The organism is Subdoligranulum sp. APC924/74, assembly GCF_003324125.1.
Taxonomy (GTDB): Bacteria; Bacillota; Clostridia; order Oscillospirales; family Ruminococcaceae; genus Gemmiger; species Gemmiger qucibialis.
Genome location: NZ_PSQF01000011.1, coordinates 1 through 23,680 on the forward strand (window position 1 = coordinate 1; position 23,680 = coordinate 23,680).

18 protein-coding genes are annotated in these 23,680 nt (G+C 51.7%); 6 read left to right on the forward strand and 12 right to left on the reverse strand.

The window, feature by feature from the left end; genetic code table 11:
* Positions 1-79 precede the first annotated feature (79 nt).
* The 4 genes from C4885_RS04975 to C4885_RS04990 all read right to left on the reverse strand — a co-directional run bounded on the left by C4885_RS04975 (position 80) and on the right by C4885_RS04990 (position 7,278).
* On the reverse strand, positions 80-3,094 hold the full coding sequence (locus C4885_RS04975) for a glycoside hydrolase family 3 C-terminal domain-containing protein (RefSeq protein ID WP_113999288.1): 3,015 nt from the start codon (positions 3,092-3,094) through the stop codon (positions 80-82).
* Positions 3,095-3,172: 78 nt separating this feature from the next.
* A complete protein-coding gene (locus C4885_RS04980; protein ID WP_113999289.1) occupies positions 3,173-5,092 on the reverse strand; it encodes a glycoside hydrolase family 2 TIM barrel-domain containing protein in 1,920 nt (639 codons plus the stop codon).
* Between the two features lie 189 nt (positions 5,093-5,281).
* Positions 5,282-6,349, reverse strand: coding sequence for an ATP-binding protein (locus C4885_RS04985; RefSeq protein ID WP_158538812.1), 1,068 nt, complete (start codon positions 6,347-6,349; stop codon positions 5,282-5,284).
* Between the two features lie 221 nt (positions 6,350-6,570).
* On the reverse strand, positions 6,571-7,278 hold the full coding sequence (locus C4885_RS04990; RefSeq protein WP_113999291.1) for a LytTR family DNA-binding domain-containing protein: 708 nt from the start codon (positions 7,276-7,278) through the stop codon (positions 6,571-6,573).
* Positions 7,279-7,867: 589 nt separating this feature from the next.
* On the opposite strand from C4885_RS04990, the gene C4885_RS04995 reads away from it, so the two are divergent.
* On the forward strand, positions 7,868-8,326 hold the full coding sequence (locus C4885_RS04995) for a low molecular weight protein-tyrosine-phosphatase (RefSeq protein WP_113999292.1): 459 nt from the start codon (positions 7,868-7,870) through the stop codon (positions 8,324-8,326).
* Positions 8,327-9,013: 687 nt separating this feature from the next.
* Positions 9,014-9,262: a DUF6061 family protein gene (locus C4885_RS05000; RefSeq protein ID WP_113999293.1), complete on the forward strand. Its 249-nt coding sequence runs from the start codon at positions 9,014-9,016 to the stop codon at positions 9,260-9,262.
* A gap of 186 nt (positions 9,263-9,448) precedes the next feature.
* Here C4885_RS05000 and C4885_RS05005 read toward each other — a convergent pair whose 3' ends face one another.
* Together C4885_RS05005 and C4885_RS05010 are read right to left on the reverse strand one after the other, a co-directional pair.
* The gene (locus C4885_RS05005) at positions 9,449-10,972 is read right to left on the reverse strand and encodes an IS1182 family transposase (RefSeq protein WP_113999294.1); all 1,524 of its coding nucleotides are present in this window, start codon (positions 10,970-10,972) and stop codon (positions 9,449-9,451) included.
* Positions 10,973-11,150: 178 nt separating this feature from the next.
* Positions 11,151-12,176, reverse strand: coding sequence for a HAMP domain-containing sensor histidine kinase (locus C4885_RS05010; protein ID WP_113999295.1), 1,026 nt, complete (start codon positions 12,174-12,176; stop codon positions 11,151-11,153).
* 270 nt (positions 12,177-12,446) lie between these two features.
* On the opposite strand from C4885_RS05010, the gene C4885_RS05015 reads away from it, so the two are divergent.
* A complete protein-coding gene (locus C4885_RS05015; protein WP_113999296.1) occupies positions 12,447-12,695 on the forward strand; it encodes a DUF6061 family protein in 249 nt (82 codons plus the stop codon).
* Between the two features lie 230 nt (positions 12,696-12,925).
* On the opposite strand, the gene C4885_RS05020 is transcribed toward C4885_RS05015, so the two are convergent.
* The 4 genes from C4885_RS05020 to C4885_RS05035 all read right to left on the reverse strand — a co-directional run bounded on the left by C4885_RS05020 (position 12,926) and on the right by C4885_RS05035 (position 18,075).
* Positions 12,926-15,607 (reverse strand): FtsX-like permease family protein, encoded by a 2,682-nt coding sequence (locus C4885_RS05020; protein ID WP_113999297.1) that lies wholly within the window; start codon positions 15,605-15,607, stop codon positions 12,926-12,928.
* Positions 15,604-16,287, reverse strand: a complete 684-nt coding sequence (locus C4885_RS05025) for an ABC transporter ATP-binding protein (protein ID WP_113999298.1) — start codon at positions 16,285-16,287, stop codon at positions 15,604-15,606. Before C4885_RS05025 ends, C4885_RS05020 begins: the two co-directional genes overlap by 4 nt.
* Positions 16,288-16,391: 104 nt before the next feature.
* Entirely contained in the window at positions 16,392-17,405 is a 1,014-nt protein-coding gene (locus C4885_RS05030; protein ID WP_158538813.1) for a sensor histidine kinase KdpD, read from the reverse strand.
* Positions 17,392-18,075, reverse strand: coding sequence for a response regulator transcription factor (locus C4885_RS05035; RefSeq protein ID WP_113999300.1), 684 nt, complete (start codon positions 18,073-18,075; stop codon positions 17,392-17,394). Before C4885_RS05035 ends, C4885_RS05030 begins: the two co-directional genes overlap by 14 nt.
* Before the next feature lie 202 nt (positions 18,076-18,277).
* Here C4885_RS05035 and C4885_RS05040 point away from each other — a divergent pair, with 202 nt between their 5' ends.
* Positions 18,278-19,285 carry an acyltransferase gene (locus C4885_RS05040; RefSeq protein ID WP_158538814.1) on the forward strand — a complete coding sequence of 336 codons (1,008 nt, stop codon included), beginning with the start codon at positions 18,278-18,280 and terminating at the stop codon, positions 19,283-19,285.
* Positions 19,286-19,513: 228 nt separating this feature from the next.
* Here the strand turns inward: C4885_RS05040 and C4885_RS05045 are convergent, their stop codons facing one another.
* The gene (locus C4885_RS05045; protein ID WP_113999302.1) at positions 19,514-20,422 is read right to left on the reverse strand and encodes a hypothetical protein; all 909 of its coding nucleotides are present in this window, start codon (positions 20,420-20,422) and stop codon (positions 19,514-19,516) included.
* A 34-nt stretch (positions 20,423-20,456) separates the two neighbouring features.
* On the reverse strand, positions 20,457-21,299 hold the full coding sequence (locus C4885_RS05050; protein WP_113999303.1) for a sigma-70 family RNA polymerase sigma factor: 843 nt from the start codon (positions 21,297-21,299) through the stop codon (positions 20,457-20,459).
* A gap of 215 nt (positions 21,300-21,514) precedes the next feature.
* Between C4885_RS05050 and C4885_RS05055 the strand changes: the two genes are divergently transcribed.
* Positions 21,515-22,135 (forward strand): CHC2 zinc finger domain-containing protein, encoded by a 621-nt coding sequence (locus tag C4885_RS05055; protein ID WP_113999304.1) that lies wholly within the window; start codon positions 21,515-21,517, stop codon positions 22,133-22,135.
* Positions 22,113-23,477, forward strand: a complete 1,365-nt coding sequence (locus C4885_RS05060) for a phage/plasmid primase, P4 family (RefSeq protein ID WP_113999305.1) — start codon at positions 22,113-22,115, stop codon at positions 23,475-23,477. Before C4885_RS05055 ends, C4885_RS05060 begins: the two co-directional genes overlap by 23 nt.
* Positions 23,478-23,680: the final 203 nt, after the last annotated feature.

Genomic DNA, 23,680 nt, shown 5'->3' on the forward strand with positions numbered 1-23,680 from the left:
GCAACGCAGATGCCGTGCCGCAGCTGCCGGAGCGGTGCTTAAGCCGCAAGGCGGGAATTGTGCGGTGTTGCCCTAAACCTTACTGCTGATTCTGAGCGTTTGCAGTGTTGGCAGCCTGCTCAGCAGTCCAGGTCTTCTTGCGCTTGATGGCAACAACCAGGCGCCAGATGCACAGCACGGTCAGAACAGCCAGAACGGTGTCCAGAGCGTACAGGGCGGTCTTCCACCACGGGGTGATGACTTTCAGGCGGTCAGCGGAGGACCAGCCGTTCATAGCGTTGGAGTTGGCAACGGTGTACAGGATCTTGTGCATGGATTCGCGCATTTCGGTCACGATGTAAGCATCGTTCTCGTACTTCGGAGCCAGGGTGGTGTGGATGGTCGGGTCCGGGCTATCCCAGATATCGGAACCGGCAATCAGACCATCGGCCAGATCCATGTATTTGCTGGAACCGGAGTAGTCGGTGATGATCATGCCGCGCAGGCCCAGTTCGCCGCGCAGGAAGCCGGTCAGAAGGTTATCGTAAGCGCCGCACCAGTAAGCGCCCCAGCGGTTAAAGCCGGACATAACGCTCCAGGCGCCGCCATCGGTGACGGCCTTGTCGGCAACTTCCAGGTAGATTTCGCGGGCAGCCTGCTCGTTCAGCCAGGTGTTCACGCCGCGGCGGCTGGATTCAGAGTCGTTCAGGGCAACGTGCTTCAGGTAAACGTAAACGCCCTTGGACTGGATGCCGTTGACTTCGGCAGCGCAGATGGTGCCGGCAACGAACGGATCAGAAGCATAGTACTCGAAGTTACGGCCAGAGTAAGCGGTGCGGTGCATGTTGATGCCGGGGCCATACAGACCAGAGTAACCCATGGCCAGGCAGTCTTCGCCAATGCAGCGGCCCACATCGTTGATCAGGTCAACGTTGAAGGTGGCGGCCATAACGTCTTCGGAGGTGTAGCACATAGCGGAAGCGCCGCCGGTCAGTGCTGCGGTCAGGCCCTGCGGGCCGTTTTCGTCTTTGGTACGGGTCTTGCCGATGGATTCAATAGCGGCAGTGTTGTGGAAGCCCAGGGTGATGGTGTTGACCATCTCGTTGAAGGTCAGCTGATCCAGCAGGGTATCCCACTGGGGATCGTCATAGTCGGCACCGATCATGGAAACCAGAGCCAGACCATTGTCAGCGCCCAGGGTGGGCATCTCAACGCTGTCAGCCTTGCTGCCGTCGTAACGGGTGAAAGCCAGGTGATCAGCCAGGGTCTGGGTTGCGTTCAGCACAACAGGCTGGGTGGGGAAGGTGGCAACCCAGTTGGAGCGGCTCAGCCAGGTAACTTCGCCGGGTTCGCTGCTGCTCTTGTTGGGGTCTGCTTCATCAAACAGGTTGGTGATGGCAGTGCCGGTTTCGCTGGTGGCGAAGGTGGTGCTGTCCAGAGCGGCGTTGGTCCACTTGTAGGTCAGGGCAACGTCACCATCGGCGGTCATGCGGCCATCAGTGTTCTCAACGGTGTAGCCCTTGGCAGCCAGGATGTTGTTCACAGCGTTGTGTGCATCGGTGGCAGCGGTGAAGTAGTAGTCGCCAGCGTCAACAATATAGGTCTTGGCGTTGTTGGCATCATAGGTGCGCAGCTCGCTCTTGTCAACGGTGATGTTGACAGTCTCGGAAGCGCCGGGAGCCAGGATATCGGTCTTGGCAAAGCCGCACAGCTCAGCAGAAGCCTTCTCGATGCCGTTGGCCTTGTCGTAATCGGTGTAGGGGCTCTGGAAGTACAGCTGAACGGTTTCCTTGCCGGAGTAGGTGGAACCGGTGTTGGTGACTTTCAGGGTGACATTGAAAGCATCAGCAGACTCGGTCACATTGAAATCGCTGTACTCGAAGGTGGTGTAGCTGTCGCCATAGCCGAAGGGGAAGGCAACAGTGGTGGACCAGTTGTAGTCGCCGGCATTGCCGGTGCCCATAACAGCGTCCTCGTAGCGGGTCTCGTAGTAACGGTAATCCAGGTAGATGCCTTCCTGATACACGCTGTACATACCCTGCACATCAGGGCCATCGGTCAGCAGGTTGTAATCTGCTGCGTTGGGGTAAGCCTGGGTGTAGAAGTTGTACATGGCGGGGTTGGCCATGTTGTCATACAGGTAGGAATCAACCAGGCTGCCGGATGGGGTAACCTCGCCAGCCAGCAGCTGGGCAACACCGTTGATGCCGGTCTGGCCCACGTCACCGATCCACATAGCGGAATCGATGCCGTAATCCTCGCCGCAGATCTCCGGGTTCAGGAAATCCATCTCAATGGCGTTGGAAGAGTTGATCAGAACGATGATCTTCTTGAAGGTGCCGTTGTCCTTCAGGGTCTTCAGGTTCTGGAGCAGTTCCTTTTCTTCAGCGGACAGGGCCAGGTAGTTACCGTCGCCCTCCTGGCCTTTGATCCAGGAATCATTGGTGCCGTTTTCGCCACTGGGCAGGTCAGCGCCCTCGCCGCCGGAACGGGAGAACACGACGATAGCAGCATCACCGTAGTCAGCAAAGCTGGACTCGGCGCTGGACAGCTTGCTCCAGGGAGCTTCGTTCACAGCGTACTGGGTGTTGGCTTCCAGGGTATCGGAGATGGCAGCCGGGGTGATGCGGCTGTAGTTCTTCATCATATCGTCAGAAGAATACAGATCCCACAGGGTGCTGTTGACCTGGATGCCCTGATCTTCCAGAGCCTGCTTGAAGTTGGGAGCCTTGCTGGTGTCAACGGAGCCGGAACCGGTGCCGCCGTACATCAGGTCCACGGAGCCGTGGCCGAACAGGCTGACCTTTGCGCCGCTTGCCAGGGGCAGGGCGTTGTTGTCGTTCTTCAGCAGGGCTGCGCCTTCGGCTTCAACCTGTGCGCACAGCTCAGCCTCATAGGACTCGCGCTCTTCATCAGAGGTGAAATCGCTCTTGAAGTACTCAGTGTCTTCGTCGCTGTCGCCCCTGATGATCTTGTAGGTGTCGGCGTCCAGGTAGTTATTAACGGTGGTCGTATAATGGAACGCAACCGTCGTGCCTACAATGGCGCCTGCGGTCAGGACGGCGGTAACGGCGGTCAGGCCGGACCACATCCCAACTTTGGGTTTCTTACTCATTGTGTTCTCCTCCTGTTAGAAAATGCTCTATAACAAACTGTATTATGCAAAAACAAAATACAGAGTGTTCAAAATAGATTATACCCAGTTTGCACTCTTGGATTTGGTCTTGTGCAGCTTATACTCCGGGTTGGGGGTATCTACATGGCGGATGACGGACTCATCGGTGCGGTCACCAGCCACGGCCTGAATGTGCAGTTCGCCGTTCAAGGGAACCTTGAAGGTGAAAACATGCTCGCCGGTCTGCTCGCCTACCTTGTTGCCGTTTACATACAGGGCAACGGTGCTTTGGTTGGAATAAACCTTTACGGTAGCGGTGCTGCCGGTGCGCTCCACAAAGCGCTTGGAGCAGATGTGCACAAAGGCTTCATCGCTCCACCATGCTTTATACAGATAGAAGCTGTCCTTCTTGGTTTTGCGGTCAAAGGTCACAAGGCCCTTGTGGTTCATGCCCGGCTCGCCGCCCTGGTCACGGGCGTCTGCAGCAAAGTCAAACATGTTCCAAACGTGGGTGGCCCACATCCAGGGGTGGCGCTTGAAGCAACGCAGCATGTACTCATGGTACTTGGCCTGGTATTCTTCGGTGTGGTCGCCGCGGTGGGGGTGTGTGCTGTGCAGGTTGGGCATGCCCTCCGCGCCGTATTCGCTGTAGCCGAACGGGCGGTTGGGGAAGCAGAGATGGAAGAAGCCCATCCACAGGTCGTTCAGGATAAAGCCCGGAACGTACCAGCCCAGGTACAGGTTCCAGCTGACCATATCGGTAATGTGGGCCGAACGGTTGAAGGGACCGCACATGGCGTAGCAGGCCAGGGTGGTCAGGCGGGTCTTGTCCATCTCGTGGCACAGGTCGTTCAGCTGGCGGTGGTTATCCAGCATGTCCTTCTTGTCCTTGGTGGAGATGGTGATCTCGTTGGAAACGCCCCAGCAGACGATGCAGGGGTGGTTGTAGTTCTGGATGATCAGCTCTTTCATCTGGCTGATGGTGTTCTCGCGGCCGTTGGGCATGTGCTCACTGATGTAGGGGATCTCGGCCCAAACAACCATGCCGACCTCGTCGCACAGATCATAGAAGTACTGGTCGTGCTGATAATGAGCCAGGCGGATGGTGTTGGCACCGATCTCTTTGATCAGGGCCATGTCTTCGTCGTGCATCTCGCGGGTGATGGCGTTGCCCAGGCCCTTGCGGTCCTGATGGCGGGAAACGCCGTGCAGCGGGTAAGACTTGCCGTTCAGGAAGAAGCCCTTCTTGGGGTCAACCTTGAAGCTGCGCACGCCAAAGCGGGTGGTGGTCTCATCTTCCACCGTGCCGTTCACCACAAGGCGGGCCTTGCAGCTGTACAGGTACGGATCCTTAACGCCGTTCCACAGGTGTGCGTTGAAGATGGTCAGGGTGATGTCGGGGCCTTTGCCGGTGGCAACGGTGTTGCCGGCAGCGTCCAGCAACTCAATGCTCACTTCGCCTTCGCCGTCGTGCCAGGTGGTAACCTGAACGCTGGCATCTGCACCCTGCACAGTGGGGGTGATGCGGATGCCGGGGCCGCCGAAGTAATCCAGGGTGAAGTGGTTCTTGCTGACCACCATCAGGCTGACATCGCGGTAGATGCCGCCATAGAAGGTGAAGTCAGCTTTCTGGGGGTAAACGCGGTCGTTTTTGCTGTTGTCGACTTCCACGGTCAGCTCGTTTTCATCCCGCAGCAGTTCGGTGATGTTGGCGCGGAAGGTGGAGTAGCCGCCGTCGTGGTTGCAGACGGGGGAGCCGTTCAGAACCACATGGGCGCTGGCGTTGACGCCGTCAAACTGAATCCAGACCTGATGGGAGGCGGTGTTAAACTGGGGAGCAGCGAAACGGGTGCGGTAGATGCAGGTGCCGCGCCAGTAGTCATTGCCGCCGTCCTGACCGTCGCGGGCGTTCCAGGTGTGCGGCAGGTCCACCGTTGTGGTGGTGCCGTCGGGGCCGGTGAATTCCCAACCCTCCATGATTTTGGTGATTTCTCGCATGGCGCAGCCATCCTTTCTTTTTGCTGTTATTATTGTAACGAACAGCGAAAAAGGTCGCAATGGGTTTTGCATAATCGGTCATTTGCGTGGAATAAACGGTTTTTGCCTGACAAAAAAATAACCCTTGCATTTGTGCAATATGTACAAATGCAAGGGCGTAAATCTTATACCTGAAATTTTGAGGGAACTTTATTGGACCGGGAAAACGGCTTTTATCGCAAAAAATCCACCGTTGGATTCGGTAGTCAAAAAACCATTGTACTTCTGGATAATGCGCTTGACGATCTTTAACTCATCGCAGGTTTCGCGGCCAGGATCCGGGCCATCGGGCACCGCGCTGATGATATTCAGAACAGCAAACCCCTGCCGCATGCAGACCAGCAGGTCAATCATCCGCTTTTCCGGCTCCGGCAGCTTGCGGGTCAACTCAATGGCATGATCCAGTGCGTTGGCAAACAGAGCGTACAGATCGGCCGGATCCATAAAGTGCAGGCAGGTACCGTCCGCTACATTGTTGATGCTGATGTGGTGGGCTTCGCACAGCATGCTCTTTTCGGTCAGCACAACATCCAAAACCTCACTGCCGGTCTGGGTGCTGGCGTCATACTGCCGGGCGGCGGCTTCGGCTTCGTTCAGGCTCTGCTGCAGCGCGGCGTTGGGGGCCATGCGGCGCAGATCAGCGATCTGAACTTTCAGCTCATGGCATTTGCGGTTGATGATCTGTACGTTCCGCTTGGCCACCTGATACTGCTGGCGCTGGCGTTCATACAGCATGTTCAGCGAGTTCATCTCTTTTTCCATGGCCGCCTTTTTGAACAGCTCAGTCTGCAAATATAAAAGGGTGATGCAGTAGAGCTGGCAGAGTGCCAGGGGGACAACAACGAAGATAGAAGTTTCCCGTGATACTCCGGAGTTGGTGACGGTCTGCATTGTTAAAAACAGCAGAACGAACATGCCGCCCAGAATAATAGCGCTGATTTGCTGGCGGGGACCGATGTGGTAGCTGCCTTCATATGGCATGGAATGGGCAACAGTTACCCGCAGCAGGCAGTACGCAGCGGAAAAAAACAGCAGTTGCAGCAGCAGAGCAGAGGGCTGATCCAATGGCAGGAATATGTTTACCTGTGCCAGGCACCAGACAAGAAGCCGCCATAACTCAAATGTCGTCAGGGCACTCAAAATTCCCCAGATGGCGCAATAATTGGCGCCGGACCAGTCCAACTGGGTGCAACTGTGGGAAGCGAAAATCATCCACATACAAAACAGAATATACGCCCCCGCCCGCAGGAACAGCGAGGAAGGCGTGTAATCCGCCCATAATAAAAATGTGGAAAGGGGAATGGAGGGAATCAGGCAAAGCAGCGCCCGCTGCCAAAAGTGCGGCGAGTGCCGGAGCGGGAGCCAGTAGGTCAGTGCTGCGCCCCAAAGCTGTATCCCACAGACAAGAAGAGAAAGAAATTGTTGGAGATTTGGCAGCATTACATGGCACCCCCAACATAGGCGGCGACCGCAGCCAGAAAGGCAGCCCGCTGGCGGCGGCTGATCTCCAGCCGGTCCTCCCCAACCTGGACCATATCGTTCTGGACCGCCCGCACATACCGCAGATTGACAAGGTAACACTGGTTGCATTTGGCAAAGTGGTAGGGGGCCAGCTGCTTTTCAGCATTTTGCAGGCTGGAACGCACGGACCATACCCCGGTGGAGGTATGGTAATGCAGCATACGGTCCCGCGTTTCCAGCCAGTAGATGTCCTCGGTGTTCAGCAGCTGCACGCCCCCAGCGGTCTGTAATGCAATCTGCCCGCCTTTGCGGCGCTGCACCCGCTGCAAAGCGCGGGCCAGCTTGGTGCTGAACTGGTAATAATTGACCGGTTTGAGCACAAAATCCAGGGCGTCGACCTCATACCCGCGAATAGCGTACTGCGCCATGTTGGTAACGAACACCAGCACCACATCCGGATCCACCGTGCGAATGCGCTCGGCAGCGTCCATGCCGCCAAGCTCCGGCATTTCAATATCCAGAAAGATGATGTCGAACCCCTTGCAATAGTTGGTTATGACCTGGGCACCGTCCGAAAAAGTGGTAACTTCCAGCATACAGTTGTTCTCGCGGCTGTATTGGTCAATCATGCTGCACAGCTGCTGCCGCATATCCGGCTGGTCATCCACCACGGCAATGCGAGGCATCGGGCGGCCCCCTTTCTGTTTGGAATCCAAAGCACCCGGCAAGCCCGGAAAACGGCTGTGCCATGCGCCTTTACTTATAATATATAAATACATTATAGTTGGCGGTGCGAAACCTTGCAAGAGAATTTTGCAGAAAACGGGGCGGTGCAGGGAATCTGGTTGTGATTTAGCGCTGCGTGTGGTATTCTGTAGGCAGCTTTTGGCGGCGGGCGGGGCAAAAAGAATGTCGGGATAAACAGGCGGAGGTTTGCTGCAGCTGCTATACCATGTATTACATATTACACCATTTGCCAGTAACTTGAGTGGAAATTTATGGGAAAATGCGTAATTTGGGGACAAGATTGAAAAGAAAAAATCGGCAACATCGCACAATTCCCGCCTGACGGCTTAAGCACCGCTCCGGCAGCTGCGGCACGGCATCTGCGTTGCCAAAATGCTCGATAAGACATCCAGTATTATCTGCGCTTTTGGCTTAGCATCTGCCGCACCTCGCTCGCCGTATCGGCACTTAGAATTATGCGGTATTGCCAATAAAATAACGGATTACAGTAATATTGCGGCTTCGAGATGTTTGAAAGGATATGACGGGATGACAAGAATATTATTCGTATGCCACGGCAATATCTGCCGTAGCCCGATGGCAGAGTATGTGATGAAAGACTTGGTGCGACAGTCGAGGCGGGAAGATGAGTTCGTGATTGCTTCCGCAGCAACCAGCCGGGAAGAACTGGGCAACCCGGTGTATCCACCGGTCCGACGCAAACTGGCGGAGCATGGCATCCGCTGCGATGGACATGCGGCCCGGCAGATGACCCGCAAGGATTATGAGGAGTTTGGTTACCTGATCGGAATGGACCGGATGAACCTGAGCAACATGGCCCGCATTTGCGGCGGCGACCCGGAAGGAAAGTGCTCGCTGCTGCTAGCGCACGCCGGGCAAAGCGGCGATGTGGCTGACCCGTGGTATACCGGTGATTTTGAAGCCACCTGGCAGGATGTCAACATTGGGTGCCGGGCATTGTTGAAAGAGTTAACGGAAAAAAAGTAAAATGAAAATAGCAAGCGCTTTATGTTGCACATGGATCCCCTGAGAAGAGGAAAAACAGCGATGATGCGCTTGCTATTTTATTGCTTTATAGAGCGAATGTTTCGATAATTTAAATCGGCTGAGAAACGAACGGCTGGCAAAAGGTCAGTACACGGATGCGGCAGATGATATGCGGCTAAAATGATTCTAAATAAAGAAAAAACCTCATTGCAAAAACACATTGCAATGAGGTTTTTGAGTGTGCCCGAAGGGATTCGCCAAGCCGCGCCCTAGAAACGCCCCACCGGGGCGTTTCTGCCCCGCGGGACGCAAAGCGCGGGGCACGGGCTGTTCGAATCCCTTCTTTTACTGCCCCGTAAAATCTGCAAAAAACAAAAAGAGCAGCATCCCATAAGGTGCTGCTCTTGGTGCGACCGGGAGGATTCAAACCTCTGGCCTTCCGGGTCGGAGAACTACGACAGGGTGGTATAGACTGACGATGAAACGTGAATTTTGTTGGTTCTGCACATTTGCCGCCAAAACAAGAAAAAGCCCGTTGTTGGTTGGCTTAACAGTGATAAGGAACTAATTTACTCATCAACTGTTAGCTGACGGTTTCCGGGGTGCATACGGACAAATCCCGTCTGATTTCTAACAGGAAGTCAGACGGGATTTTCGCTTTATATTACGAATTATGGAGGACATACCATGAAGACCTTAATATCTTGTGCCTACAATATGGATAACTGCTGTGTAGAACTGAAATTCGCCGATGGCAGCATGATTGCGATTGATACCATTGCAGTGGAGAACGAGGTTGCCGACAATATATATCAACGGTCAGAGCTTGACTATCTGATTTACAATGACCCGATTGGATATGCAGACCTTATCTTGAACGGCGATCCCGAAACCTATTTGAAAACTGTAACAGAATACAAGCCTTTGGATAGCTGACAACATGCTGAGGCTGTTGCACAAGGAAAAAATCCAAGTGCAGCAGCCTCTTTACGGTTAAATGCCTCCAGAAGCACAAAAACGCTCGCCATAGACCCCCTAATTTCCAAAAAGCAGATAACTCAAACAGGCCCTTCTGAATAACGATTGTTTTCCAGAGGAGCCTGTTTTCCAAATTTTCAGAAATCAGAAATTCAGGTATGCTTTAGGCTGAATCAAATGCAGATTTTGCAGCCCACTGTTGCACTTTGCCAGCAGGTGAGCAATGTTTTGGGAAAGCCCCAAAAACAGAAGCTCCGCCAGGACTTTGACTTTACCGCCGGTAAGGAAACGCTTGAAATTCCGATTGTGCTTTAGCTGTCCGAAGGCACCCTCTGCCTGAATGGAACGGTTGCAGCGCAGCAGCTTTCCTTCCTCGGTGGTAATGTTGTGATACGAATTCTTGCGCAGATTCTGAAATTCCCAGCAGACAAAAATTTCTTTGCGCTTTTCGCTGTCTTTAGCCTTGCAGCAGGCTGCACGGTAAGGGCAGCCGGAGCAGTCCTCGCAGCGGTAAACAGAGATTTTGCGCTCTGTACCGTCCTTCGCATGGGAGGTATAGTGAGAACTGAGATCCAGATGTCTGCCGTTCTTGCAGATAAAGCAGTCATCCGGTTCGTAATAGCCCATGTTTTCCATTCTGCCAACCTGTGACTTTGAAGAACGCTTTTTCCCCGATTCATAGTTGGCGGGCTTAATAAATGCAGTCTGGCCATTTTCGAACAGCCAGCGGTAATTGGCAAGACTTTCATAGCCGGAATCCGCCACGACATTGCGATAGGATTTTCCGTGCTTATGCCATAAATAGGTCAAAAACGGAATCAGCGTGCCGAAGTCCGTTCTGTTGCTGAATACGCCAATGCCGGTTATGAAACCGCTATTGACAGCAAACTGAACATTATATCCGGGTTTTAGCTGGCCATTGCGCATATGGTCGTCTTTCATATGCATAAAAGTGGCATCTGTGTCTGTCTTGGAATAGCTGTTGCGATTCTCCCCGCAAATTGCCTTCTTTCTGTTATACTCCATCCAGCGGCGATACAAGAGAGCCAGTTCATCTCGCTCCCGAACGATTTCCGGCTTATGGTGCCCGCGGCCTTTTTTCACTTCAATGCCCTGCGCCTCGATTTCCGTATTGAGTTGTTCCAGTCTTTTCTCAACCTTAGTCGAGGTCAGATTTCCTTGCGGACATACCCGTTCTTTCAACCGTGCCTTGATTTTCTCAAGCTGTTTGCTTACCTGCTTTAGCCATACGAATGTATACCGATTTGCTTTGCTTTCGATTTTGGTTCCGTCCACAAACACCTCGGAGTGCTCGGTATACCCTTTATTCTCCAGCTTCTTTACATATTGAAAGAACAAATCCTCAAACGCTTCCTGCAGGTTACGGTTGCCCCGAAATCTTGCTATAGTGCAGTGATCCGGTGTTTTCTGATCCTCCAGCAGCCAGCGAAATACCAGATTCTCCCTGCACAGCTCCTCTATTTTACGGCTGGAATATACGCCCTTCATGTAGGCGCACACCAGCACTTTAAATAACACACGCGGCTCTATCTGCGATTTTCGGATTCCCGAATAAGCTCTATACAACTTTGTGTAATCCAGTTCCTCAAGCTGGATGCTTGCCTGATAGAGCACGTTGTGCTTCGATATTCTTATTTCTGTCGGCATCCGAAATTTTAACTGTTGACTTTTTTCCAAAATTTCGATATGCTGTTCTTGCTTTTGAGTTTTTTTGCTCACAACTATTAACTTAAAGCAAAAGACCGAAGTTGTAAAGCCTTTTTTGGCTTTTACTTCGGTCTTTATTTTTTAGAGGATGTGCAACAGCCCCGTTTTTCTGTTTATATTATTTTCCACCGTTGGATCCCAGTTTTGGAAAGAAAATGACTATCTTAAAGCCCTTTCCCCACTGGGAAGTAGCTTCCAGACGAAGGTTTAGATCGTCAGCCATCTTCTTAACCAGGTAAAGCCCTATACCAGTAGCTTTCTTTCGGCTGTCAGTAGAATCCCCGGTAAAGCCCTTTTGAAAAATATACGGCAGATCATATTTTTTTACACCAATGCCGTTATCCTCAACAGAAAGGACATCTGCGGTCTCCGAATGTATCATGGAAATCGTTAGCATGGGACTATCACTGCTATATTTTATGGAATTGCTCACGATTTGTCCCAACATAAACTGAAGCCCTCTACGGTCTGTATAAACTGTTTCAGATTGCAGTTTGTTGAGAATTACAAACTGCTTTTCTTCCAGAAGTGGGGCATAGTCCTCCAGAACTTCCCCCAAGCAGTCATTCAAATTGACATCTTCAAACCGATAATCCTTTGTACTGCTCTTTAACCGGGCATAGTAAAGCATCTGCGTGACATTCTCCTGAAGTTGACTACGGACATAATCCAACTTAGTTTGCAGGGAAGGCGATATTTCGTCGATTCGGTTATCCAAAAGCATGGTCAGCAACGACAGGGGCGTTTTCGCTTCATGTGCCCAGCCTTCCACATATTCTTCATAGTCCCGTAGGGCATCTGCCATACTGCTGCTCTCATTTTTGTGTTCCTGTAAAACTGAGGCCAGAAGCCGGATAGATTCTCCTTCTTCCAGGCTGACGACACTGAGCAGCCTTTCCTCGTTGCAGATGGTAGGATCACTGAGGAAATCCCGGAACAGCTCCCGGCGGGTGGTCTCCCGCTTGTTTAGTACAAACAGGATCGCTGAAAACAGAAGGATGCTTGTCAGAACCACTAACTCAATCAAGGTCTGAAATGCCTGAATGTCAGAAATCCAAAGAATGATAAAACAAAAGCAATCCACACCCAGCAGCAACAGCAGCCAAGGGTAGTACCGTTCTATTATGCGCCAAAACTGCTTCATGGAGATACCTCCGCTTCCAAACGATAGCCCATCCCACGAACCGCAACGATTCGGTGGATAATCGGCCTTTTTATATCTCAATATTCCTTCACAAAGCTCAATATTTCCCATATTTACGAACTTTTCCGTCACATAACCCCATGCATCTACATATACTGCCATGACAAATTGGTGCGGAATTGGTGCGGAGTGTGGGAATCAACATTCGGGAAGCGGGTTCATCACGACAGATTATTCGTTAAAAATGAAAGCTGTAAGGAGATTAACGCTGTGAACCATTTACTGTCCTGTGAATTCAATATCGACACCGCTTGTGTCGAGTTAAAATATGCCGATGGCAGCATGATTTCCATTGATACCATCGCCGTAGAGAATGAAGTGGCCGACAATATGTATGAACGCTCTGAGCTGGACTGGCTGATTTATAATGCTCCGGCTGAGTATGCAGATTTGGTGCTGAACGGCGATCCCGTGAAGTATCTGAAAACCGTGACTGTATACAAGCCATTTGAAAATTAACAGATGAAACAAGGCGGGTAAGCACACAAAAATGCTTACCCGTCATTTTTATTGTCTCTGTACAAGATAATTACAGGTTTTTATTTGCTGTTTACACAGAAACAATATCAGCTCTTCTCATCATTCATATCCATTGTACTGTATTTCTTCTCTTGACACGAGAAGAGGCCACCTTTAGGTGACCTCTTCCGAGAGCCCTTTTAGAAGGAAAACACTTCTGCGGCTTCTGTTTAAAAAAGTTTTTTCTGAATGGCCTCGGTAATAGTCTGCTCCTCCAGACTCCTGCGGGTCAGAAGTCCAGAAATCCAGCATACCCCCATTACTAAAACAACTGCCAGGACAATGCTGCCCACTGGCAGACAGAAGGGAAGTTGGAATGCTCGTCGGATAGCATAGTATTCCAGGGCCAACACGCCCATTCCAAAAGGTAAACTCCAGCACAGCGCTTTGATTCCGTAGAAAAGACTTTCCAGCCAAATCATCTTACGGAAATCCACGGGTGTGATTCCTACGCTGCGGAGAATTCCATATTCCCGAGCACGCAGTTCCATTCCCGTAGAGAGGCTATTGTGAATATTGGCCATACATACCAGACATAGCAGCAGAACAAACCCGGTACATAAGATTTGTAGAAGCATTCCAAACCGCTGAAGGCCACCCATGGCAAGGGAATTGTAGTTTGCACTGATCACCCCTTGGGGCAGGCCATAGCTGTTGTTTAGGGACCATTCCTCCAATCCGCTGGTTAGGGCGGAAATACTTTCAGGGTGAATGTACTGCACCTGCCAGTAGTATGCACCGCTTCTGCCCAGGTCTGCCTGCCGATTCAGGAATGCTTGGAATACACTGCGACTGGTCACCAACTGTAAAGTAAGGCTTTCCACGGTGTTGGAGGTGACCGTGTTTCCGGAATAAGGGAAATCCTCCGCCAGTGCTGCTACGTGCCAAGTGTCTGCAAACCCGTTCTCTTGTGCAAACTCCATAGAAAATCCAGGTTGTAGATTCAGAGCATTTTTCAGCTGAGTGTAGCTGCCTGCATTATACAGATAGGTGCTGGTGATCATAACACAATCCAGATAATCCGAATTCAAGGAAACTTCCTTGCCTGCCCAGTCGGAAAACTCCTGGTCATCCATGACCAGCAAGGTGGGATAGACGGTGACATTTTGGCCGTCCTCAGAAGTATAATCCTGTTCATCTAAGAGACCGCTCTGGTTTTGAAACCATTTTATTGCGTCTTGGCTCATATCCGCCCAATTCAAAGTGAAGCTGCCCATCTCTCCAGCCTGCAAACCTCCGACCAACCGTACTTCCCCTGTTCCAGCCAGAGCTTTCAGATCATCCGTATAGGTAGCGGTATCCAAGGAAGGATCGTTGAAGGTGATGGTCGCCGTTGCTAAGGGACTGTCTGTCCCGTAACGCACTCCCATGGCACGGTCCACATAATAAGAAAGTCCGGTACCAGCCAGCAGCATAATTACGCTGAGCGCCAGGGAAAATACAATTGCTCGATACCGTCCCCGGTTTCGCTTACAATTTTTGAGGGCCAAAATTCCAGGAAAGCCGAAAATCTTTCCAGTCAGTTTTCCTGTTTTTACATCATTGGAATGAAATTGAACCTGACCTTCTCCTTGGATGGCATCCATGGGCGTGATCCTGCTGGCTTTCAAGGCCGGTTGCAGTGCACTGAATGCCAGAGTCAAGGCTGCCAGCAGGGCTGCAGCGGCCAGGGGAAGAGGCCGTACCGAAAGATAAAGAGGCTGAGAAAATTGAAACAGTTCCTGTACCTGACTATTCAGAAAAACCAGTGTAATCGCCATTCCTCCACAGCCTGCAATCAGGCCCAAAGGGATGCCAATCAATCCCAGAATAAAGGCTTCATACAAGACGGACTGCCGCTTCTGCGCCCGGGTAGCCCCCACACTGGCCAACATTCCCAGCATTTGTGTGCGCTCCGTCATACTGATGGCAAAGGCGTTTCGAGCCAGAGACACAGCACCCACCAGAATAATGAGAAGTGTTACCGCCATCAAACCGTAAAAGGCAGGCAATAGAAGGCTGCCCGGATAATCTATGCCATAATAAAGCAAGAGCTGCCGGTTTAGATCGATGGTCCCCACGCCTCCAGCATCGACAGGCAAGTCTGCCTGCCATTTCTGGATACTTTCCAGCAGGTCATACAGTTCTCGCCCCAGCGAACTGACAGTATAATAAGCGCACCACAATCCATCCGGGGGGATCTGATCCTCCAGAACTGTAAAACATGGTTCCCAGGCGAACACATTTTGATCATCAAAACCGCCTGGGTCCACAATAGCTGTAATCGTGAACTGTTTTTCCCCCACAGAACGGAGCATATAGCTGTCCGATAATCCCATGATTCCCGGGCCGCTGGTTTGCCGATAGATCATTTCCCCTGCGGAATCCACCCCTTGTGGGGTCCATACTCGTAACAAATCCAAAGAGACTTGGTCTCCAATCTTCCAACCGGTCTTTTTGGCGAGAGTTTGAGAAATGGCCAGTTCGTTCTCTGTGGAAGGAAGATTTCCTTCCAGACACTCTACCCTCAAAAGCTGGTAGAATGACTGGTTTACTCCATAGAGAGCGGCCCCCCACCTATTGCTGTCGTCCAGGGGAGACACTCCCCAACTGGCTGCCAGGCCCAGTTGGTCAATCCTGTCATCCTGGGACAGATTTTCTACCACCTGTTCTCCAGTCTCAAAGGCTCTGCCATGCCAGGTGCCGTTGTCCTGTGCTGCCTGCCGGTACAGAAGATTCAAAAAGGAATCAGCCCCCGCAAAAACTGCCGTGAGCATGGTCACCGATAAAACCACACCCACCAGAGTCACAAGAGTACGACGGGGATTAGCCCGCATCTGAGCGAGAGTCAAAGTGTGCACAATATTTTTCATGGCCGCACCGCCTCGTCCTGAGCAATATGCCCATCCTCCACAGTAATGAGTCGGTCTGCCTGACAGGCAATCCGTTCATCGTGGGTAATGACCAATAATGTCTGACCTTTTTTCTCATGAAAATAACGCAGCAAAGCCATCACTTCAGCACTGTTTTTGCTGTCCAGGTTGCCGGTAGGCTCATCTGCCAACAGAAGGGCAGGGCTGGTAATCAGGGCCCGGCCAATGCTGACCCTCTGCTGCTGACCGCCGGAAAGCTGATGGGGCAGATGGTTCATCCGATCCTGGATGCCCAGAATTTGGGCCAGCTGTTCCAACTGGTTTTTGTTGACATTGCGTCCATCCAACAGCAAAGGTAAGGTCAGGTTTTCCCGTACATTGAGCACAGGAAGTAGATTGTAAAACTGATACACCAGACCTATCTGGCGCCGTCGAAAAATGGCCAGTGCGTTCTCGTCCAATTTGTAAAGATCGGTGCCCTGTAACCATACATGTCCGGCTGTGGGCTTGTCCACCCCTCCAAGCAGGTGCATGAGGGTGCTTTTTCCACTGCCAGACGGGCCCATAATGGCGACAAACTCCCCTTTTTCTACGGAGAATGACACATCATCCAGTGCCTTTACTTGGGCAGGACCTTCCCCATAATAACGGCTAAGGTGTTCCACACGCAGTAATTCCATATTTCCCTCCTGGTATCAAGACTGGGCAACGCCTTTGTTGCCCCCACATCTTGAGTATACTGGCTGTTTCTTTCCTCTTGATGACTGTCTGGGTGACAGTTTTGTCACAAACTACCGGGATGTATGGGCAATTTGAGGATAAAACGAGCACCAGGGCCTGGGGTCTGATTTTCTGCCACCACACTGCCGCCTTGAGCTCGAACTAATTCTGCCGCCAAAGCCAAGCCGATACCAGCGCTGCCCGGAGCGGCATTACTGCCACGATAAAATCTCCGAAACAAATAGGGCATATCCAATTCCGGGATACCGGGGCCATTATCTTCCACTGTGATCCAAAGATTCAGTACATCCTTGCTCACGGAAATTTTTACCAAGCCTCCTTCCGGGGAATGCTCAGAAGCGTTTTTCACCAGGTTGGTTACAGCCTCTGCGGTCCATTTTTCATCCCCTTCCCACAGGAGGTCTTGAGGGCACTCCACTTTTAAAGTCTGGCCACGCAGTTCCAGGGCCACCCTTACCGGAGCAGTAGCTCTATCCAGCAAAGATGGCAGTGAAACGGTTTTTCGTTCCAGTTCCAGGCACCCGGCATCCAACCGGGACAAGGTCAAAAGTCTCTCCAGTAACCATTGCATTCGTTCCAGCTGTGCAGTAAGCTGCCCGGTAAATTCCTGGCGCTTTTCCAGCGGTAGGTCTGATCGTGCCAGCAAGTCCGCCATAACCAGCATTCCGGTAAGAGGGGTGCGCAGTTGATGGGAAATATTGCCCAGAAGCTGCTGCAAAAATTCCTTGTCATGAGCCAGCTGGGCACTTTGCTGACGCAGGGTAACGGTAATCTTGTGCAGATCGTTCTTCAGAAGGCTCAGTTCTCCTTCCCGATTGTCACGAATATCCAGAAGTTCCCCGCCTGCATATACCGAAGCCAGGTATTCTCCTAATTCCTGTAGCTTTTTATACCGGCTCCATGTTGTGCTCATCCAGAGCAGTGTGGTGAGAAGAACGGACCCGCTCCCTGTCAGTGCTGCCCAGGGGCCACCCAAAAAGCCACAGAGCAGCCCTGAAACCAAAGTCAGAGCCATGCTGAGGGCGATAGGCAGATATAATTCCTTATTTCTTGTCATGGCCATCTACCTCCAGCCGATAGCCCATTCCACGCACAGTGGAAATGAGAGGGTGTCCTGGCATTTCCAGCTTGTCACGCAGTCGCTTGATATACACAGACAAGGTGTTGTCATTGACAAAATTTCCTGCCACATCCCAGATTCCTTCCAACAGTTGCCCCCGGGTGAGAGTCTGTCCAGGATGAGACAGAAAAGTAAGCAGTAATCGGTATTCCAGAGCGGTAAGCAAGATGGGAGTTCCGTTACGGGTCACTTGGCCTTTCTGTGTATCTACCGCCAGTTCCCCCAACCGAACCAACTGCTCCCGCTCTCCGGCCGCTCTGCGTAGTACGGCCCGGATGCGGCTGGCCACTTCCCGCAACCGAAAGGGTTTAACGATATAATCGTCAGCCCCCATATCCAGGCCCAGTACTACGCTTCCCTCATCCCCTCTTGCAGTGGCAAAAATCACCGGAATATTCCTGCTTTTAGCAGCAGCACACAGATCGTAGCCGCTACCATCAGGCAAACCGACATCCACCAATAGCAGCTGGTATTCTCCAGTCTCTAAGGCGTTTCTCCCTTGCGCCAGAGTGCCCTTGCAAGTGACACTCCACCCCTCCTGTTCCAGAGAATACGCCAGCCCGGCTGCAATAGTGGAGTCATCTTCAATCAACAATATCCGAACCATTGGGATGATTTCCTCACTTCAAATGTTTAATGTGCCATATTATTTTATCACGGAATAGTACTCTGTGCGTGACTGATCTGTCATCTGATATGTAATCTTCCTGGTAAATACATTGTTTCTGACAACTTTGTCACCTTCCAAGTCATCGAATAGAAAGAAATGCCTCCTATCTTATATGTCAAGAGAGTTTAGGAGGCTGGCCATGAAAGAGTTCAAACATCTTCCCGGTCTGGATTTGATTCGGGTATTCGGAATCTTGGTGGTAGTATTCTATCATTATCAGGTAGAAACCGCTGTTCGGGGACTATGTCCAGCAGATTTTCTTCCCGCTATGGAGCCGCTGGTCCAAGTGGCGGTATACACCATGACTCTCCTTTCTGGATCTTGCTTGTGCTGGCAGGAAAAAAGCCGCAGCTGGTCCATGAAGCGCTATCTTTGGGGACGTTTTCTGGCCATTTACCCTCTTTTCTGGCTTTGCTTTTTTCCCATTTTTATTTACAGCGATATTATATGTGGCAACAATGAAGGCGTAGCTCCGTGGAAACTGCTTCTCTCTATAGTGGGAGTGGATGGATATTTTCAGTCTTTCACGCCTACGTTTTACAAAATTGGAGAGTGGTATTTGGGTTGTATTCTGTTCCTTTACGCTGTTTTTCCTGTACTTTGGCGCATGATTCGACGCCGGGGAGTTGTTTTCGCCGCCGTAGGAGCTCTCTTTGCCTGGTTGGCTTGTTGTTTTGTGGAAAATCCGGGGCAGCTTTATCCCACATTGATTGGCCAGCTGCCGTTGTTTTTCATGGGGAGCTTTTTGGGCGGGTGTCTCCCATCCCTTTGGATTCCAGGAATTTTAGCAGGAATGACCACTTTGGTACTGTATGGCCTTGGGTGTCCTGAATATTGGATTGTAACCGCAGCTAGTGTTGGAGTGTTTGTAATGGTGTTTTATTTAGGGCAGTTACTCCTGTTTTGTGGTCCGTTTCTTCAAAAGGCTTTGCATTGGTTATCCCGTCGCTGTTTTGGAGTCTTCCTTGTACATCACTTGGCTATTACCTTGGTGATAGTCCCCGTTCTTGTCAACCACCGTGTAACGCCTCTCTACTGGGTTAGCGGGCTGTTACTTTTAACAGTAGGCAGCTTCGTGATTTCCTTTTTGTTGGATGGATTAAACAGAAGCATCATAAAGTTCCTCGCCGAAAGCGTTGTCACATAATTTACGCATAAATCTTTGTGCCAATGTGACTTTCCGGTGTCATGAATAATATAAAATTCCGCAGAATTCATCCTTATACCGGGGTGAAATCTGCGGGATTTTTCGTGTTTTCTGAAGTCGTAAAATATACAATACGGGGAAGGTTTGTATATACACCAAAAAACAAAAACAAGGTATCAAAAGTGTCCCCATTGGTTCCGGTTTCCGGTGCGGCAAGAAGTATCCTGATTAGTCCTTTTCCCCCTTGGATTTCTCACGGCTCTTGTAGACATTATACTGGTTCTTGCACCGTGGGCTGCAAAATGCAGCATTAGAGCGGTTTCCTAAAAACACCTTATGGCAATGCTTGCACAGACGCAGGGGCTGTTCATCATCCACCAGCATGAAGCTAAACATCATCTGGATACCCAGCAGCAGGGAGTGAAAATCCCAGTAGATGGTGGGCTTATCCAGCAGCTCGATGTGGTAGCTGGGGGCGATTCCGCCAAATGCAGCCATAGCCTTGCGGTGCAGCCCCCGTTCGTCCTCGCCCATGAAATCATAGTCATTGTAGTAGAAAAAGGCGGTGGTCAGCGTAAAGGCCCAGTCCTTAAACTGTTGAGCAACCCAGTTGTAGGGTTCCGCATATTCCCGCTGGAAGCTCATGTTCTTCGCCATCGGCTCGTCCATGAAGGTCATGGTCAGGGCAATCATGGTCCGGTCGCCGGACACATTCCATGTGGATTCAATGCCCTTCTTCACCACATCCAGCTGGTCGAAGGGGTAAAAGAGGGACAGATATTGGTCTGTCGCCATGGATTCTTCCTTGATGAAATGGTTTTTCGGCAGGTACACCGCCTCGTAGTCCATAAAAGTCGGTGTGGTAGGCAGAGCGGTCATCAGCCCCAGCAGGCCGTACCGGGTGACAAACTCCATCACCGCCTTTTCCACTTCTGCCTCTGGCTTACGCCCCATCAGCAGCATCCCCACATTCAGTGCATCCAACACAATGTTCGGGACCTCTTTCAGCGGATTGTAGACATCCGGCTTTGCGTTTTTGCCGGGGGTGATGTACCGCTTGCCATCTTCCGCTGTTTTCAGCTCATAATGATCGTAGCGCACCCAATGAGAACGGGATTGTTCAAATAGATTCTTCATTATGCGTGCCCTTTCTGTTTCATCGCCCCTGCCATCAGGGGCGTTTTTTCTTTTTTCTACGCTTGGTCTTGTTCTCCCGCCGAATCACGGCGTCCTTGCCCTGTTTCTTTGCGATTTTCGAGTATTCCTCCAGAAACCGACGCTCCCGCAAGGTCAGGCCATTTTCCGGCTTGCTGCACAAATGGTCATACATCTGGCGCTGCAATTTTTTACGGATGGTTTTCCTCAGCTTGCGGATATTGCGGTCAGACTGCCCACGAATGGCAGCAAGCTGGGTGGTGCTGTACAGCCGCAAAGAGAGAAAATACAGAACTTCCTTATGTTCCTCACTCAGTTCCTCCACCATGCGGGATATAAAGGTGTCAGCGGTCAGGTTGTGCATCTCATAGGGGCAGTCAAACAGGATGTCCAGAAAGTTTCCGGCCATCAGCTGCCGGTATGCGGGATTGTTCATCCAGTGGGGAATGAGTTTCGGTTCAGGCACCGCCTGATATTCCAGCGGCACATCCCCACGGAGGTTTTCATGGTCCCGTTCCCGGCGCTCCCGGTTCCGGTCCAGCTTGTTCCATTCCTCCACCACGGCCTGGAAATCCTTCTCCGTGCGGGCCGCTTCCTCCAGCCGCCGCACAGCTTCCGCCCGAATCTCCCGTTTCAGCCGCTTATCGCTGACCGGGGCGGCTTCTTCTTCCTCGTTTTCCAGCTCCGCTTCATAGTCGATGGGATGCTCGTCCTGCTCCAGCTCATTTTCCAGCTCAGCCAGACGTTCTTCCGCAAGCGCCTGTTCCAGCGTTTCCTCCGCCCCAGCGCCTGTCCCATCGTCCCATTCGGTGAAGCCATCTTCGGTATCCAGAAGCTCATCAGCTGTGAGATACGCCATGACTCCACCCCCTTCAAAAATTTTTTATGATTTTTCAAAAAATGGTTCCGTTTTACACCCGGGATTTCTCCTATTAGTGAAAGGATAATCTGAAAGCAGATTACTTTTTTCGGAACTACGCCAATATTATACAACAGCTGCGCCGGAAGCGCAAGAAAGAGAGGTTCTATGAAAAAAACGGCATCCAATCATTTTTCAGCGGGGAGGGAGCGAAAATGACGCTGTTTGAGCTGGTGAAGCAAACGATTCAAGTGCGGGATGCAGCGGAACATTACGGCTTGCAGGTCAATCACAGTGGGATGTGCCGCTGTCCATTCCACGAGGACCGGCATCCCAGCATGAAGCTGAACGAGAGGTACTTTTACTGCTTCGGCTGTGGGGCCACCGGCGATGTGATCGACCTTGTGGCAAGGCTATTTGACTTGAGCAGCTTCGAGGCGGCACAAAAACTGGCCCAGAACTTCGAGATTGACCCGGATAAGCCTCCGGCGGCCATCGCTCTGCCCAAGCCGAAACGCCCCCTGCTGACGGCATACCGGCAGGAGGAAATGCGCTGCCTTCGAGTGCTGTGCGATTATCTGCATCTTTTAGAACGCTGGAAGGTACAGTATGCGCCCAAGGTGCCGGAAGATGCTTTGGATGACCGGTTTGTGGAAGCCTGCCAGATGCTGGACTATGTGGAGTATCTGGCGGATTTGCTCATTGCCGCCGAACTGGAACAACGGATAAGAATCGTAGAAATGTTGAACAAAGAGGAACTGATTGCCAGCTTGGAGGAGCGGCTGGAACGACAAAAGAAGGAGGAAACGCCCTATGAAGAAAAACAATCCGCCTGACGGAGTGCCCGTCTGGTTTGATGGAAAAAACATCAACGAAGCCCTGTTTTGTGATGAGTTCTTGCAGACGCACAAGATTCTCTTCACAAACGGGGCTTTTTTCACGCCCGAAGGCCGTGTGACCGATGAGCTGCCCCTGCGGGGAGAGATTTTTGAGGAGCTGAAATGCTGTGCGGTCAGCAATATCCCCCGCAAAATCAGCAACATTGTGGAGCTGATGAAGCTGGCGGCGCTGGTGGAGGATTTTCCACCGAAGGCGGACCGGATTCACCTCTCCAACGGGACGCTTTTTCTGGACGGAAAATTTGTGGAGGGAAAATCTGAAATCGTCCGCAACCGGTTCCCCGTGGCCTACAACCCCAACGCCCCGAAACCCGTCCTCTGGCTGCAATTTCTGGACGGCCTGCTCTATCCGGAGGACATCCCCACCTTGCAGGAATACATCGGCTACTGCCTGATCCCCAGCAACAAGGGTCAGCGGATGATGGTCATCAAAGGCAACGGCGGTGAAGGCAAGAGTCAGATCGGCGCTGTGCTGGGAACTTTGTTCGGCTCCAACATGAAGGATGGCAGCATCGGGAAAATATCCGAGAACCGATTTGCCCGTGCCGACCTGGAGCATATCCTTCTGTGTGTGGATGACGATATGCGGATGGAAGCCCTGCGCCAGACCAACTATGTAAAATCCATCGTCACCGCCCAGGGCAAGATGGATTTGGAGCGCAAGGGCAAGCAGAGCTATCAGGGATGGATGTGCGCCCGGCTGCTGGCCTTCTCTAACGGCGATTTGCAGGCACTGTTTGACAGGAGCGACGGGTTCTACCGCCGCCAGCTGGTGCTGACCACAAAAGATAAGCCTGCTGGCCGTGTGGATGATCCCGACCTGGCCGAGAAAATGAAGGCCGAGGTGGAGGGCATCCTGCTGTGGGCCTGTGAGGGCTTGCAGAGGCTGGCTGCCAACAACTTCAAGTTTACCGAGAGCCAGCGTACCAAAGACAACCGGGAAGCTGTCAAACGGGACAATAATAATATTTTTGATTTTCTGGAATCCGAGGGATATATTCGGCTGAAAGCAGACAGCACCATCAGTTCTAAAGAACTGTATGAGATTTACCAGATGTGGTGCGAAGAAAACAATCTGACGGCGCTGAAGCGGCGCAGCTTTAGTGATGCTGTGATCGCCAATCAGGGCAAGTACAATCTGGAATACTGCAACAGGATCACCAACATCGCCGGGCGGCGGGTGTGGGGATTTTTCGGAATTGAAGCGATTGCCAGACCTTATATAAACGGATTTTCCAATGTTTCGGAAGATACGTACGTACCGAGGCAGAACGAGTAACTCGGTGCTTTTGTACGTATGTACACAGCATTTCACCCAAAACCGTCTCTATAGGGGACTCTCGTATCGCACCCCCAACGGCAGACAAAGCACGCCTTTGTTTGCTGCCGGATGGCTGGTGTTTGGCAGAACATCGGCTGTCCGGGCTGAACAACAGGAAACGATGCAGATGGTTTCCGGGCAGTTCAGCAGCGGTCATCGCA

Excerpts from the sequence above, each read along its gene's own strand:
- C4885_RS05035 (WP_113999300.1), bottom strand. The coding sequence starts at position 18,075 with ATGGTTCGGATATTGTTGATTGAAGATGACTCCACTATTGCAGCCGGG.
- C4885_RS05040 (WP_158538814.1), top strand. The coding sequence starts at position 18,278 with ATGAAAGAGTTCAAACATCTTCCCGGTCTGGATTTGATTCGGGTATTC.
- C4885_RS05005 (WP_113999294.1), bottom strand. The coding sequence starts at position 10,972 with ATGCCGACAGAAATAAGAATATCGAAGCACAACGTGCTCTATCAGGCA.
- C4885_RS05045 (WP_113999302.1), bottom strand. The coding sequence starts at position 20,422 with ATGAAGAATCTATTTGAACAATCCCGTTCTCATTGGGTGCGCTACGAT.
- C4885_RS04995 (WP_113999292.1), top strand. The coding sequence starts at position 7,868 with ATGACAAGAATATTATTCGTATGCCACGGCAATATCTGCCGTAGCCCG.
- C4885_RS05010 (WP_113999295.1), bottom strand. The coding sequence starts at position 12,176 with ATGAAGCAGTTTTGGCGCATAATAGAACGGTACTACCCTTGGCTGCTG.
- C4885_RS05050 (WP_113999303.1), bottom strand. The coding sequence starts at position 21,299 with ATGGCGTATCTCACAGCTGATGAGCTTCTGGATACCGAAGATGGCTTC.
- C4885_RS05055 (WP_113999304.1), top strand. The coding sequence starts at position 21,515 with ATGACGCTGTTTGAGCTGGTGAAGCAAACGATTCAAGTGCGGGATGCA.
- C4885_RS05020 (WP_113999297.1), bottom strand. The coding sequence starts at position 15,607 with ATGAAAAATATTGTGCACACTTTGACTCTCGCTCAGATGCGGGCTAAT.
- C4885_RS04980 (WP_113999289.1), bottom strand. The coding sequence starts at position 5,092 with ATGCGAGAAATCACCAAAATCATGGAGGGTTGGGAATTCACCGGCCCC.
- C4885_RS04990 (WP_113999291.1), bottom strand. The coding sequence starts at position 7,278 with ATGCCTCGCATTGCCGTGGTGGATGACCAGCCGGATATGCGGCAGCAG.
- C4885_RS05025 (WP_113999298.1), bottom strand. The coding sequence starts at position 16,287 with ATGGAATTACTGCGTGTGGAACACCTTAGCCGTTATTATGGGGAAGGT.
- C4885_RS04985 (WP_158538812.1), bottom strand. The coding sequence starts at position 6,349 with ATGTGGATGATTTTCGCTTCCCACAGTTGCACCCAGTTGGACTGGTCC.
- C4885_RS05060 (WP_113999305.1), top strand. The coding sequence starts at position 22,113 with ATGAAGAAAAACAATCCGCCTGACGGAGTGCCCGTCTGGTTTGATGGA.
- C4885_RS05000 (WP_113999293.1), top strand. The coding sequence starts at position 9,014 with ATGAAGACCTTAATATCTTGTGCCTACAATATGGATAACTGCTGTGTA.
- C4885_RS05030 (WP_158538813.1), bottom strand. The coding sequence starts at position 17,405 with ATGACAAGAAATAAGGAATTATATCTGCCTATCGCCCTCAGCATGGCT.
- C4885_RS04975 (WP_113999288.1), bottom strand. The coding sequence starts at position 3,094 with ATGAGTAAGAAACCCAAAGTTGGGATGTGGTCCGGCCTGACCGCCGTT.